12 protein-coding genes are annotated in these 13,661 nt (G+C 68.5%); 5 read left to right on the top strand and 7 right to left on the bottom strand.

Annotated features, from left to right (window positions below):
* The 5 genes from DMB37_RS29925 to DMB37_RS29905 all read right to left on the bottom strand — a co-directional run bounded on the left by DMB37_RS29925 (position 1) and on the right by DMB37_RS29905 (position 5,902).
* The gene (locus tag DMB37_RS29925) at positions 1-1,851 is read right to left on the bottom strand and encodes an HSP90 family protein (RefSeq protein WP_135235535.1); all 1,851 of its coding nucleotides are present in this window, start codon (positions 1,849-1,851) and stop codon (positions 1-3) included.
* An 80-nt stretch (positions 1,852-1,931) separates the two neighbouring features.
* A complete protein-coding gene (locus tag DMB37_RS29920; RefSeq protein WP_135235534.1) occupies positions 1,932-2,273 on the bottom strand; it encodes an MmcQ/YjbR family DNA-binding protein in 342 nt (113 codons plus the stop codon).
* An 8-nt stretch (positions 2,274-2,281) separates the two neighbouring features.
* Positions 2,282-3,709, bottom strand: coding sequence for a VWA domain-containing protein (locus DMB37_RS29915; RefSeq protein ID WP_135235533.1), 1,428 nt, complete (start codon positions 3,707-3,709; stop codon positions 2,282-2,284).
* 4 nt (positions 3,710-3,713) lie between these two features.
* On the bottom strand, positions 3,714-4,598 hold the full coding sequence (locus DMB37_RS29910) for a MoxR family ATPase (RefSeq protein ID WP_199856575.1): 885 nt from the start codon (positions 4,596-4,598) through the stop codon (positions 3,714-3,716).
* A gap of 38 nt (positions 4,599-4,636) precedes the next feature.
* Positions 4,637-5,902 carry a glutamate-5-semialdehyde dehydrogenase gene (locus DMB37_RS29905; protein ID WP_107654836.1) on the bottom strand — a complete coding sequence of 422 codons (1,266 nt, stop codon included), beginning with the start codon at positions 5,900-5,902 and terminating at the stop codon, positions 4,637-4,639.
* 69 nt (positions 5,903-5,971) lie between these two features.
* On the opposite strand from DMB37_RS29905, the gene DMB37_RS29900 reads away from it, so the two are divergent.
* The 4 genes from DMB37_RS29900 (at position 5,972) to DMB37_RS29885 (ending at position 10,670) form a co-directional block, all read left to right on the top strand.
* Complete coding sequence (locus DMB37_RS29900) at positions 5,972-6,850, top strand: ribokinase (RefSeq protein ID WP_135235532.1); 879 nt, start codon at positions 5,972-5,974, stop codon at positions 6,848-6,850.
* A gap of 54 nt (positions 6,851-6,904) precedes the next feature.
* Entirely contained in the window at positions 6,905-8,275 is a 1,371-nt protein-coding gene (locus tag DMB37_RS29895) for a glutamine synthetase family protein (RefSeq protein ID WP_135235531.1), read from the top strand.
* Position 8,276: 1 nt separating this feature from the next.
* Positions 8,277-9,347, top strand: coding sequence for an amidohydrolase family protein (locus DMB37_RS29890; RefSeq protein ID WP_135235530.1), 1,071 nt, complete (start codon positions 8,277-8,279; stop codon positions 9,345-9,347).
* A 99-nt stretch (positions 9,348-9,446) separates the two neighbouring features.
* The gene (locus DMB37_RS29885) at positions 9,447-10,670 is read left to right on the top strand and encodes an RtcB family protein (protein WP_135235529.1); all 1,224 of its coding nucleotides are present in this window, start codon (positions 9,447-9,449) and stop codon (positions 10,668-10,670) included.
* Positions 10,671-10,710: 40 nt separating this feature from the next.
* Here DMB37_RS29885 and DMB37_RS29880 read toward each other — a convergent pair whose 3' ends face one another.
* Positions 10,711-11,193, bottom strand: coding sequence for a hypothetical protein (locus DMB37_RS29880; protein ID WP_135235528.1), 483 nt, complete (start codon positions 11,191-11,193; stop codon positions 10,711-10,713).
* 131 nt (positions 11,194-11,324) lie between these two features.
* Between DMB37_RS29880 and DMB37_RS29875 the strand changes: the two genes are divergently transcribed.
* Complete coding sequence (locus tag DMB37_RS29875) at positions 11,325-12,266, top strand: alpha/beta fold hydrolase (RefSeq protein WP_135235527.1); 942 nt, start codon at positions 11,325-11,327, stop codon at positions 12,264-12,266.
* Positions 12,267-12,280: 14 nt separating this feature from the next.
* Here DMB37_RS29875 and DMB37_RS29870 read toward each other — a convergent pair whose 3' ends face one another.
* Positions 12,281-13,507, bottom strand: a complete 1,227-nt coding sequence (locus DMB37_RS29870; RefSeq protein ID WP_135235526.1) for a GGDEF domain-containing protein — start codon at positions 13,505-13,507, stop codon at positions 12,281-12,283.
* Positions 13,508-13,661 lie beyond the last annotated feature (154 nt).

Below are 13,661 nucleotides of genomic sequence, written 5' to 3'. Positions count from 1 at the left end.
TCACTCCGTCTCTTCGCCGGTGCCCGCGGCACGTTGCGTCGCCCAGCTGAGGAACTCGCCGAAGGCGCGGTTGAGCAGCGCCGTGTCGGCCGCCCGCAGCGGGCGGTGGGTCATCAGCAGGGCCTGCCCGTACAGCGATTCCACCGCCGTCTTCAGGAAGGCCGGATCGCCGATCCGGGCCAGCCTGCGCACGACCGGGCTGTGATGGTTCAGCACCAGCTGGGCACGCGGCGCCGCGGCGTCCAGCGCGCCGAGGATCTCGGTCCACAGCTCGTCCGCGCCCAGCGCCGTCTCGGCCCTGGTGCGTTCGTTGCGCGCGCCGCGGTCGTCCAGATACAGCGCGGGCACCGAAACAGGATGGAAGGCACGGACTATCACGTCGCACGACAGCGGATCCAGCACCGCGCGGGCAATGGACAGCACCGGCGTCAACGCCAGTTCCTCGGCCGGATCGATCGGGTCGAGCGCGGCCGTGATGGCGTCGGTATCGAGGTCGATCACCTCGACGCCGGGCAGCAGCCGCGGCAGCAACGCCACCAGCTCGCGGTCATAGGCGTAGCCGCCGTTGACGATTCCGATCCCCTGCGCGGCAGCGGTCGAGGCCACCTGGCGGAACTCTTCCACGGACGCGGTCACCCGGACGACCGGGTGGTTGCGCGCGAACTCGGTCAGCGGCAGCGGACCGTCGGTGGTCTCGAAGGTCAAGTGCGGCAGCATGATCCGGAACAGCTCCGGCGAGTGCCTGGCCATCGCCTTGACCCCGAGGGCATGCACCGCGAGGAACGCAGCCAGCCGCTGCGGCTGTTCGGCCGCAATCTCGGTGAGCCAGTCGCGCACTCGATCGCCGAGCACCTCACGGACGATGGCGAGCCGTTCGTCCTCGTAGAGCCCCTCCCGGGAGGCCGTCGGCCGCAACGAGTCGGTGTCGATCACGCAGCGCACGAAGAACGCCCAGTCCGGCAACAGGCCGCGCACCGCGTCGCCGAGCAGCATGCCCTTCAGGTACACCCGGTGCGCGCTGCTCTCGGCCGGATTGCCCGGCTGCGCAAGCACATACGCGACGCCGCGCACGCCGGCCAGTTCCGCGTCCAAGTCGATGACGTCGAGCGGCGCGAAGCCGAGGACGCGCTCACCGAACTCGAGCAACGCGGCGCGGCGCTCGACGCCGGACGAATATTCGCGATGCCACACCGCGGGTCCGTCGGTGACCGGCACAATGACGCCGTCGGACTCGACCGTCACCGCGTACGGCAGCAATGACCCGTACTCGCGGGCGAGTTCGATCACCCGGCGCGCGCCGAACCATGACTCCGCGCCGACCCGTGGCGTCAGGTGCACCGTGGTGCCTGGCTCGGGGTACTCCGCCGGTTCCAGCAAACGCACCGAGTAGGTGCCGTCCGCGGCGGCCAGCCATTCGACCGGCGCGGCCGCAGGGTCGTCGGCGGAGCGGGTGACCACCCGGATCGTCTCGGCCACGGTGAAGCAGGCCAGCAGGCCGATGCCGAACTGCCCGAGGAATTCGCGCCGCGCGCCCTCGATGTCGTCCCGCTTCGACGAGCGCCCGATGGTCGCCAGGAAGCGGTGCACGTCCGCCTCGGTCAGTCCGATCCCGGGATCGGCGATCCGCAGGCCGGTCTCGTCGATACAGATCCGAATCGCCGTGGGCGCCAACCGGTCTCGCCCAGCACGCGCGGTGACGGCATCGACGGCGTTCTGCAACAGCTCACGCAGATACACCCGTGGACTGGAGTACAGGTGGTGAGACAGTAAGTCGACGATCCCCCGCAGATCCACCTGGAACGTATAGCTGTCCTCCACCGCCGCCACACCATTGGGCGCTCTCTCCACCATGGTGGGCAATCCTTGCCGCAGCGCCCAATGGTTCGCTTAACGAACGCTGATGGTCTCGACTAGCGGGCTGCGGAAAGCTGTCAGCCGGTCGGCCGCTTGGACTTCGGCAGCTTGCGCACGATCGCGTCATAGGACTGATCGACCAGCTCGCGCAGCTCATCACCCGGCACCGCACCGCCGAGCGTGATCACATTCCAGCCGTAACGCCCGATATACGCCGAAGCTGCCACGTCGTTCGGATACACCCGGGTCAGCTCGTCGGCCTCCTCCCGGCTGCGGCCACATTTGAGCCCCACCGACGTATCCCCGAGGAACGCGAAGATCTTGTCCCCGACCTTGGCAACCACATCGCCCTCCCACGGCTCGTCTTGCCACGCGCCGGGCTTCGCCAGGCAGTATTCGAGCAGTTGCGCACCATCCATGTCGGCTCCTACACCGGTAGCAACATCGACACCACGGCCGTCAGCTGGCTCGCCGAGCGGCATTCGTGCATCTCGATCACCTGTTGGTATTTGTCGGCGGCGGAATCGCCCGAACCCCAGTTGGTACGCATCTCCGGATTGAGCCAGTGCGCGTGCTTCGCGGTACGCACCAGCCCCCGCAGTGTTTCCAGTTCAGGGTCACGGTAATTGGTGCGCGCGTCGCCGAGGATCAGCAGCGAGCTGCGGGCGGTGACGGCATCGGGGAAGTCTCTGGCGAAGCCGGCCAGCGCGTTGCCGTAGTCGGAGTGCCCGTCCATCCCGACCACCTTGGCCTCGGTGAAAATCCGGTTCATCGCCTTGTCCAGCTGCGTGCGCGGATCGAAGAACTGGGTGACCTCGTCGGTCTGGTCGACGAACGCGAAAATCCTTACCCGCGAGAACTGTTCGCGCAGCGCACTGACCAGCAGCAGGGTGAAGTTGCTGAACCCGGCCACCGAGCCGGACACATCGCACAGCAGGACCAGCTCCGGGCGACCGGGCCGCGGCTTGCGGTTCACCAGATCGATGGGCACGCCGCCGGTCGACATCGACTTGCGCAGCGTCTTGCGCATATCGATCTCGCCGCGACGGGAATGCCTGCGCCGCACCGCGAGTCGCGAGGCGAGGATGCGGGCGAGGCGCTGGGTGCTGCGCCGCATCTCGATCAGCTCGGATTCGGAGGCACGCAGGAAGTCGACGTCCTCGGACTGGCGCGGGACACCGTAGCTGGCGACCCGCTCCCGCCCGATCCGCTCGGCCACCCGGCGCCGCGTCTCCGCCTCCACCGAGGCCCGGAACGCATCGATCCGGCCACGCGCGGCCCGCCGAGCGATCTCGGTATCGAACGCGCTGGTATCCGGCCCGACCGCGAGGCCGGCCAGGATCTTGGCCAGCAAGGTCTGCGGCTGAACGTCTTTCAACGCCTGATACGCCGAGAACGACGCGCCACTCGCGGACGTGTACTGGCCGAGTTGCTCGACCAACTGGGCGGCCAACGCTTCGAGCTGCGCATCGGCCGATTCCTGGCTCAACAGCTCTGCGAGCAGTTCCCGCAGCGCGGCGATGTCGACATCACCGGTCGGAGTCCGGGGAATCTCGACTTCGTCGCGGGCACCGCTGCGCTCCCCGATCGCGATCGGGAACCACAGGTCGAACAGCCGGTCGAAGGTCGCGCGATGGGTCGTCCGGCGCAGCAATGAGCATGCGAGGCCCTCGCGCAGCACGTCCCGGTCGAGCAGGTCGAGCACGGTCACCACCCGGCCCGCGTCCACGGTCTCCGAGGGGCCCACCGGAATGCCGCGTTCGCGCAGCGCTTCGACGAACCCGACGAGATGACCGGACAGCCCGTGCGGCGCGGTCAGGTCCGCATCGGGCGCGGGCTGCGAACGCGCGGGCATCGCCTCAGGCCAGCTTCAGCTCGGCCAGCGCGCGCTGGTGATCGCTCTGATGCTTCAGCACGACGCCGAGCGTCGCCCGCACCGCCGAGTCGTCCAGATCGTGCATGCCGAGGGCGAGCAGCGTGCGGCCCCAGTCGATCGACTCGGCGACCGAGGGCAGCTTCTTGAGCTGCATGCCGCGCAACACGTGCACGATCCGCACCAGCTGGGCGGCGACGGCGGCGGACAGTTCCGGCACCCGGCTGGCCAGGATGCGGCGCTCCAGGTCCTCGTCCGGGAAGTCCAGGTGCAGGTACAGGCAGCGGCGCTTGAGTGCTTCGGACAGCTCACGGGTCGCGTTGGACGTCAGCACCACGAAGGGCTTGCGGCTCGCGACGATGGTGCCCAGTTCCGGCACGGTGACCGCGAAATCGCTGAGCACCTCGAGCAGCAGGCCCTCGATCTCGACGTCGGCCTTGTCTGTCTCGTCGATCAGCAGCACCGTCGGATCGCTGCGCCGGATCGCGGTGAGCAGCGGCCGCGACAGCAGAAATTCCTCGGTGAAAACGTCGGCTTTCGTTTCTTCCCAGTCGTTTTCGCTGGACGCCTGGATCCGCAGGATCTGCTTGGCGTGGTTCCACTCGTAGAGCGCGCGCGCCTCGTCGACACCCTCGTAGCACTGCAGCCGCACCAGTTCGGCGCCGGAGGTCTGCGCGACCGCCCGCGCCAGCTCGGTCTTGCCGACACCGGCCGGACCCTCGATGAGCAGCGGCTTGCCGAGCCGGTCGGCCAGGAACACCGAGGTGGCCGTGGCCTTGTCGGCGAGATAGCCCGTGGTCGCCAGCTGGTCGATCACATCGTCGACCGAGCTGAAGATCGGCTCCTGGGTCGTCTCGGAAATGGGGGCCACGTGCAGTCCTTCCTCGGGGGTTGGTCGCCCCCTGTTACCTAAACAGGCCGGATCTGGCCGTCGCCCCACACGATCCACTTCGTGGAGGTCAGCTCCGGTAGCGCCATCGGGCCGCGGGCATGCAGCTTCTGGGTGGAGATGCCGATCTCGGCACCGAAGCCGAATTGCTCGCCATCGGTGAACGCGGTCGAAGCATTCACCATCACGGCGGCGGCGTCGACCCGGCTGGTGAATTCACGGGCCGCGGCCAGCTCACCGGTGACGATGGCCTCGGTGTGCCCGGTGCCCCAGGTGTTGATGTGCTCGATAGCCGCGTCCAGGCCGTCGACCACCTTGAGCGCGATATCGAGGGTGAGGTACTCCTCTCCCCAGTCCTTGCTGTTCGCGGGCACCAGGCCGGGCAGGTCGCCGTGCACGGTGACGCCATGCCGTTCCAGCGCCTCGATCAGCTTGGGCACCGCGGTGGTCGCGATCGCGTCGTCGATGAGCACCGTCTCGGCGGCATTGCAGACGCTGGGGCGGCGGGTCTTCGCGTTGAGCAGGATCTGTTCGGCCATCTCGAGGTCGGCGGCGGCGTGCACGTAGACGTGGCAGTTGCCGGTGCCGGTCTCGATGGTCGGCACGGTGGCATCGCGGACCACGGCGCTGATCAGACCGGCGCCGCCGCGCGGGATCACCACGTCGACCAGGCCGCGGGCCTGGATCAGGTGCGTGACGCTGGACCGGTCCGCACTGGGCAGCAACTGCACCGCATCGGCCGGAAGACCGTGGGCGACAAGAGATTCGCGCAGCACTGCGACCAACGCGGCATTGGAGTGCGCGGCCGAGGACGAACCGCGCAGCAGCGCGGCGTTGCCGGATTTCAGCGTCAGCCCGAACGCGTCGACGGTGACATTCGGCCTGGCCTCGTAGACCATGCCGATCACGCCGAGCGGCACCCGGACCTGACGGACCTCCAGCCCGTTCGGCAGCACCGAGCCGCGCACGATCTCGCCGATCGGGTCGGGCAGGCCGGCCACCTGGCGCAGGCCGGAGGCGATGCCGTCGATCCTGGCTTTGGTGAGCCGCAGCCGGTCGATCAGCGATTCCTCGACGTTCGCCGACTGCGCCGCTTGCACGTCCTCGGCGTTGGCGTCGAGCACCTGGTCGGCCGCGGCGAGCAGCGCGTCGGCCGCCGCGTGCAATGCGTCGTTCTTCTGCGCGGTGGTCAGCTGGGCCAGCACACGCGACGCGACACGAGCCTTGCGTGCGGCCTCGTGCACCACCTCGCGGACATCCGGCTCGGTCGTCGTTCCTACCGTCATGGGTACAGCGTACTTTCCCGCCGCCGGGCCGGAACCACCGCTGTAGCGGCTCTACTAGCCTGTTACGGCATGGCCGAAAAGACGGACGTTCCCTCGATCGCGGTGCTCGGCAGTATCAATATGGACCTGGTGGCGACCACCGATCGGCGGCCGGTGCCGGGCGAGACGGTGCTCGGCACCGGATTCGCGATGGTGCCCGGTGGGAAGGGCTCGAATCAGGCGATCGCCGCGCAGCGGGCGGGCGGTGCCGTGCAGTTCCTCGGGGCGGTCGGTGACGACGTGTTCGCCGCCGAACTGCGTCGTGCGCTGACGGATTCGTCGGTGGGTGTCGAGCAGCTGCGGACCGTGGCCGGGCCGAGCGGTGTCGCCGCGATCGTGGTGGACGGTGGCGGCGAGAACAGCATCATCGTGGTCGGCGGCGCGAACACCCGGATGACCGAGCTCACCGAGGCCGACCTCGCGGCGATCGCCGCGGCCGATATTCTGCTGTGCCAGTTGGAGATTCCGCTCGATACGGTGGCCGCTGCCGCGCGGCACGCCCGCGCGAACGACACCACGGTGCTGCTCAACCCGTCCCCGGTGCAACATCTTCCCGCCGAACTGTGGGCGAATGTCGATGTGGCGGTGGTGAATTCGGGCGAAGCCGAACAGCTCGGCGCCGACCTCGACCCGGTCGCCCACGTGGTCGTGACCCGTGGCGCCGACGGCGCGGTCTATCGCGGCCCGGACGGCCGGCAACTGTCCCAGCCGAGCCCCCGCGTCGAGGTCGTCGACACCACCGGCGCGGGCGACACCTTCACCGGCGCACTGGCCGCCGCCTGGCACCGCGGCCCCGAATGGGCGCTGACCTGGGCAGGAGCGGCAGGCGCGCTGGCAACCACCAAGCTCGGCGCGAGCACCTCGATCCCCACCGAAGAAGAAATCTCAGCCGCCCTCACCACGAAGTAGCACCGCGGGAAAAGGCAACGCCGACGGGCAGTCTGCCGACTATCGTTGATGCTCATGTCCACCATGCCGGAGCGCATCCCGTTCGACGGCGACAACGAAGCGGTGATCGACAGGCTGGACGCCGAGATCGTCGCGTTGACCTTCGTCGACAATGCGGGGATCACCCGGGTGAAGACGGTGCCGATGCGGCGGCTGGGGCAGGCGGCGCGGTACGGGGTAGGGGTCTCCCCTTGCTTCGAGACGTTCGCCTTCGACGACCTGATGGCGGTCGGCAAATACCTGGGCGGGCCCGATGGCGATCTGCGGCTGATACCGGATCTGTCGGCGTTGACCGAGCTCGCCTGTCAGCCGGGCTGGGCCTGGGCTCCCGCCAACAAGTACACCCAGGACGGGACCCCTTTCGTCGCCTGCCAGCGTGGGTTCGCAGCCCGCCAGGACGAGGCCGCACGCCGGGCCGGAATTCGGCTGTCGATGGCGTTCGAGACCGAATGGGCGCTCGGCTGGGACGACCTGGCGGAGTACTACCCCGCGGTGGAAGGACCTGCCTACAGCATGCTGCGGCTCGGGCGGGTGGCCGACTACGCGCGGGAACTGGTCGCGATATTGGATCGGCAGGGCATCCTCGTCGACCAGTTCCATCCGGAATACGCACCGGGACAGTTGGAGCTGTCCGTCCAACCGTCCGACCCGGTCGGCGCGGCCGACGATGCGGTGCTGGTGCGCCACACCATTCGGCAGGTGAGCCTGAAGCACAGCTGGCGGGCGCTACTGGCGCCCTGTCTCGATCCGGGCGGCACCGGATCCGGTGCGCACCTGCACTTTTCCGCGCAGGACGCGGACGGCCCGCTGTTCGCCACCGGCGACGGTCCGTACGGGATGCGCCGGACGGGCGAGGCGTTCCTCGCCGGGGTACTGCGCGAACTGCCTGCGCTGGTCGCAGTGGGCGCGGGCAATCCGGCGAGTTTCCTGCGCCTGGTGCCGTCACGATGGGCGGGTACCTGGCAGTGCTGGGGCCGCGAAACCCGCGAGGCGGCACTGCGTTTCGTCACCGGAGTGCGCGGTACCGAGGAGTGGGCGGCCAACGCCGAGGTCAAATGCTTCGACGCCACTGGGAATCCGTATTTGATCGTCGGTTCGGTCATCGCCGCCGGACTGGCCGGCCTCGCCGAGGAGTTACGGCTGCCCGCCGAAATCAATGGCGACCCGGTCACCTTCGACGCCGAACAGCTGATGGTCTCCGGTGTCAGCAGGCTGCCGACCAGCCCCGCCGAGGCCGCCGACCGGCTGGCGGACTCCAGGGTGCTGGCCGAGGCGATGGGTCCCGAACTGCACGACGCACTGCTCACCGTGCGCCGCGCCGAGGCCGAGCGCTACCGCGACAGCAGCCCGGAACAGCTGGTCGTGCTGACCCGTTGGCGGTTCTGACGTGCTGACCGATGGCCTCACCCTGACCGACCACCACTGCCACGGTGTGGTTCCCCACGATGTGGACCGCGCCGGTTTCGAGCAGCTACTCGGCGAAGGCGCCACCGGCAGCTTCGATTCCGCGATCGGCCTGGCGGTGCGCCGCTGGTGCGCACCGGCGCTGGACCTACCGCCGCACGTCGGCGCCGACGCCTATCTGGCCCATCGAGCCGAACTCGGCTGGCGTGAGGTCGCCGTCCGGCTGCTCGCCGCCACCGGCACCACCAGCTGGTTCATCGACACCGGATTCGGTGGCGGCACAGCGGAATTCAGCCCGCTCACCGAGGGCGAGGTACGCGAGGTCGTACGGCTCGAGCAGGTCGCCGAGCAGGTCATCGCCGAGGTGGGCGCGGGACGGGCGGTGTTCGACGAGATCGAGGCTCGGCTGCGCGACCGTGCTCGCCATGCCGTCGGACTCAAGTCCATCGTCGCCTACCGGTCCGGGCTGGATTTCCCGCTGCGCGATCGACCGCCGAAGGCCGTGTTCCCCGAACACCGCCTCACCGATCCGGACCTGCTCGGCTGGCTGGTCGGGCTCGGCGCACGCATCGGCGCCGAATTCGGCCTGCCCCTGCAATTCCACACCGGTTTCGGCGACACCGACCTGCGGTTGCCTCGCGCGGATCCGTTGCTGCTCACCGACTTTCTCCGCAAAACCGCGAACACCGGCCTCACCGTGATGCTGTTGCACTGCTGGCCATTTCATCGCAATGCCGCCTACCTGGCGCACGCCTTCGGGCATGTCCGGATGGATATCGGACTCACTGTCCCCTATGTGGGGCACCGCGCGCAGGCCGTGCTTGCCGAAGCGCTCGAACTCGCCCCCTTTCGCTCGCTGTGCTACTCCTCGGACGGTTACGGCCTGCCCGAACTGCATTTTCTCGGCGCGTTCTGGTGGCGCCGCGGCCTCGGCAGACTGCTCGACGAATGGCTCGCCGAGGACCTGATCACCACTGCCGACGCCGAACGCCTGGCCGCGGGCATCGCCCATATCAACGCCGAGGATGCTTATCCGAGCACCCCCGCTCGGTGACACCGAGTGGAATTACTCGCCCGCGGCGCGTATTTATTCGAGTGCGCCTTGCCGCGTCGATCTTTACCGTTGATCACGAACCAACGAAAGGATCGAACAATGTTTCCCGTCGAGCTGCGCGGCACCCGCGCGCAGACGCTCATGTGGGCCGAAGAGCACGCGGTCGAGCAGGCCGCGCTGCAGCAGCTGCGGAATATCGCCGCGCTGAAATGGGTCCACGGCGTCCGCGTGATGCCGGACGTGCACCTCGGCAAGGGGGCAACGGTCGGCTCGGTGATCGCGATGAAGGACGCGGTGGCCCCGGCCGCCGTCGGGGTGGACATCGGCTGCGGCATGGAGAGCGTCAAGACCGACCTCACCGCCGCGGACCTCCCGGACGATCTGCGTTCGCTGCGGTCCCGGATCGAGGCCGCCGTCCCGGTCGGCTTCACCGCCCACGACAGCGCGGTCAACGTGACCAAGCTCGGTGGCGAGGTGTCCGCGCTGGGCGCGAGCACCGCGACGCTGCGGGCGGGCTGGGATAACTTCTGGCGCGCGTTCTCCTCGCTCGACGACGGGGTGCAGGCGCGAGAAGGCAAGGCGCACAAGCAGATGGGCACCCTGGGCGGCGGCAACCACTTCATCGAGGTCTGCCTCGACCAGGACGACGCGGTGTGGATCCTGCTGCATTCGGGCAGCCGCAATATCGGCAAGGAACTCGCCGAGCGGCACATGGCCGTGGCACGGACATTGCCGCACAACGTCGATCTGCCCGATCGCGATCTGGCCGTATTCCTCTCCGGGACACCGGAAATGGCGGCCTACCGGCGTGACCTCACCTGGGCACAGGAGTATGCCGCACGCAACCGCGCGGTGATGCTCGCCCTGGTGTGCCGCGCGGTGCGCGACGAATTCGCCGGGCGTCCGGTGCGTTTCGAGCAGCCGATCTCCTGCCACCACAACTACGTGGCCGAGGAGCTCATCGATGGCATTCCGATGCTGGTCACCCGCAAGGGTGCGGTCCGGGCGGGCGCGGGCGAGCTCGCGCTGATCCCTGGTTCGATGGGCACCCGCTCATACGTGGTGCGCGGCAAGGGAAATCCGGCCTCGTTCCAGTCGGCCTCGCACGGCGCAGGACGGCGGATGAGCCGCAATGCGGCGAAGAAGCAGTTCACCGTCGCCGATCTGGTCGCCCAGACCGAGGGCGTCGAGTCGCGCAAGGACGCGGGCGTGGTCGACGAGATCCCGGCCGCCTACAAGGACATCGACGAGGTCATCGCCGCGCAGCGCGACCTGGTCGACGTCGTCGCGACGCTGCGGCAGGTGCTCTGCGTCAAGGGGTGAACTCGGGCCGCGCCCACCGGCTGGTGGGCGCGGCGCCGATTCACTTGCGTCGTAAGACCGCCGCGAAGGCCGCGCCGACCAGGAACATGCCGGTGAGTAGCGCGAAGCCGTTCAGTACCCAATTGTGTAGTGCGAGATGGAAATCGTCGGACAGCTCCGGCAGGTTCTCGATCTGCCGGTAGGTGTCTTCCGGAAACAGGATGTGCAGGATCCCGGGGATAAGGCCCCAGACCAGGCCCGCGACGGCCGTGCCCACCGGGGAGAACGCGGCCAGCGCCGCGACCAGGAACAGCAGCACCGCACCGCCCATGATCTGGAAGTTCGAACCCCAGCGGTCCGCCGAGCTGCCGAGGATCACCCACTGCCGGGTGTCCAGCGCGCCGTGCGCGGATAGCCCGACCCCGATCGGCGTGATCGCCAGCGCGATCAACGTGCCGATCACCGTGCGGCCGAAGCCGCTGCGACTCTGGAACTCGGCCCCCGGCGGCGACCAGCCCGCCGGCGACTGATACTGGCTCGACATGATTGGCCTCCTGCGCGGATCCCGGTACCGGGAGTGCCTTCCGCACTTATTGTCCGTCGTTCATGGTCATTTCGCGGCGAATGCCGCCGCTACCCAGCGGTCGATCGGGACGCGGCTGGTTACCATCGAGTATGCGTCAGCGGCAGCGGATTTCCGGCTCAGCAACTCCGGCAGCGACCGAATCAATTGATCCGCCCGCAATTCCCGGCGTCCGCCGCTCCTTCGTCACCGCGCGTGGCATCCGCTTCCATGTGACCGAGGCCGGGCCGGCGGACGGTCGGCCGGTGCTCGCGCTGCACGGCTGGCCGCAACATCACTACGCCTACCGCCATCTGCTGGCCGATCCGCCGGAAGGTTTGCGGATCCTCGCCGTTGATCTCCCCGGTTACGGCTGGTCCGGTCCGGCGCCGCATCGGTGGGTCAAGGACGAGGTGGCCACTGATGTTCTCGCGCTGCTGGACGAACTCGGCCTCGATCGGGTCTTGCTCGTCGGCCACGACTGGGGCGGCTACGTCGGTTACCTCATGGTGCTGCGGGAGCCCGAGCGCTTCGACGGATACCTGGTGCTGAACATGGCGCATCCTTGGCAGACGCCGCGCACCGTATTGCCACATCTGTGGCGGTTCATGCTCTATCAACCGCCGGTCGCCGCGTTCGGCACATTGCTCCATCAGCGCACCCGGTTTCTCCACCTGATGTTCGCCAAAGGCGTGAAGAACCACGCGGAGTTCGGCCCGGAAGTGGTGCGCGCCTATGCCGATCGGTTCCGCGATCCGGTAGTGGCCCGCGCCGCGACCGATACCTACCGCACGTTCCTGCTACGCGAACTGCCCCGCGCGGGCCGCAACGGCGAGACCCGCCGCGCCACCGTGCCGATTCGGGCGCTGTTCGGTGTCGACGACAGTGCCGTTCACCATTCGCTCGCCGCTGCGGAAACCGCGCAGGCCGACGACTACACCCTGGAACGCGTGACCAACTGCGGGCATTTCATCACCGAGGAGCGTCCCGATCTGGTGCGCGCCCGCCTGATCACCCTCGCCGCGGACACCTCCCCGCCCGACTCGCAAGCCTGAAAGTCGCGCGGCCCTCACACCTGCTGTGTCGAATCGTGGTTGTCGATGCCCTGCAACGCCGTGATGTGCTCGACCACGACGGTATTGCCGCCACGCTGTTTCGCCTGATACATCGCGCTGTCGGCGCAGCGGATCAGATCCTGCACCAGCTGACGGCTGCGGTTGTAGCCGTCGGCCCCCGCGTCGGCGACGGCGATGCCGATGCTCGCGGTGACCGAGATCGACCCGACGGGTTCGGCGACGGCGGCGCGCAACCGCTCGGCGGCGTCGACCGCGTTGGGGGCGGGCAGGCGGGCGACGACCGCGAATTCCTCACCGCCGAGCCGGGAAACGATGCTGCGCGCCGGGGCCGCGTGCTGTAACCGGTCGGCGGTGCACACCAGCACCTCGTCGCCCGCGGCGTGCCCGAAGGTGTCGTTGACGGCTTTGAACCGGTCCAGGTCGACCATCATCACGCAGACCGGCACCGGGCCTGCCCCACCGACCACCATCGCGGAGTGGTACTCGAACCCGCGCCTGCTCAGCAAGGTCGTCAAGGGGTCGGAGAGCATGTCGGTGCGCAGCATCCAGTAGCAGAACTGCAGCCCCGGCGGCACCACCGTGGCCGCGACCATGCCGAGGATCATGATCACCGCCGACGCGGCGTCGCCGACGCCGAACAGCGGAATCGACAGCACCACCGCGGAAGCCAGCGACCATGCCGTGTGCGCGGCGAGCACCTGCGGGCTGTGGAACGCGCTGACATAGATGCCGACGATCAACAGCAGCATCATGCCGACCGACCGGACGACATAGCCGGGGCTCAGCACGCAGACCACCGTGATGCACACGTCGCCGATCAAGCACAACGTCAGCGATTCGACTCGGTTCGGCCACGGCAACCACCACCAGCGCACCACCCACACCGCCGCCAGCGCCACGATGCACCACAGCACCGTCCGGCCGAACACGCTCTGCGGGCCCGCCGACGACGTCACGACCAACACGCTGATGAGCGGCGTCGCCAGCCCGCACAGTCCGATCGCGAATTTCACCACGCCGAGCGCCGAGCGGTCGGCGAGCGCGTTCACGACCCAGCGGTAGTCGACGCCGTCACGCCACCAGTCGCGCAGTAGTCGCAGATAACTGCTCATGGCCGCGCCTCGCTTGCGCTCGGCTTCGCCGAGGGCCGTGCCACGGTTGTCTCGCTCATTCGACTCGTCCTCGGCGTCGACAGCAGCCTCGTATCGTTCGAACCGCACTCACTTGTGGTGAACGCCGCCGTGGCCGGGGATTTCGGCCGACATAGCAGCGATCCAGGCAGTGTAAGCCACATCACGGCGGATACCGAGAGTCCGATCGGTATCGACCGCGACATGCACGGTCGGGGCGGGCGCGCGCGACGAGCACGGTTCG

The sequence above is a fragment of the Nocardia sp. CS682 genome (assembly GCF_004634405.1).
In the GTDB taxonomy this organism is placed as follows: Bacteria; Actinomycetota; Actinomycetes; order Mycobacteriales; family Mycobacteriaceae; genus Nocardia; species Nocardia ninae.
Note: the sequence above shows the minus strand (reverse complement) of the source record. Positions and strands in the feature narration are given on the sequence as shown.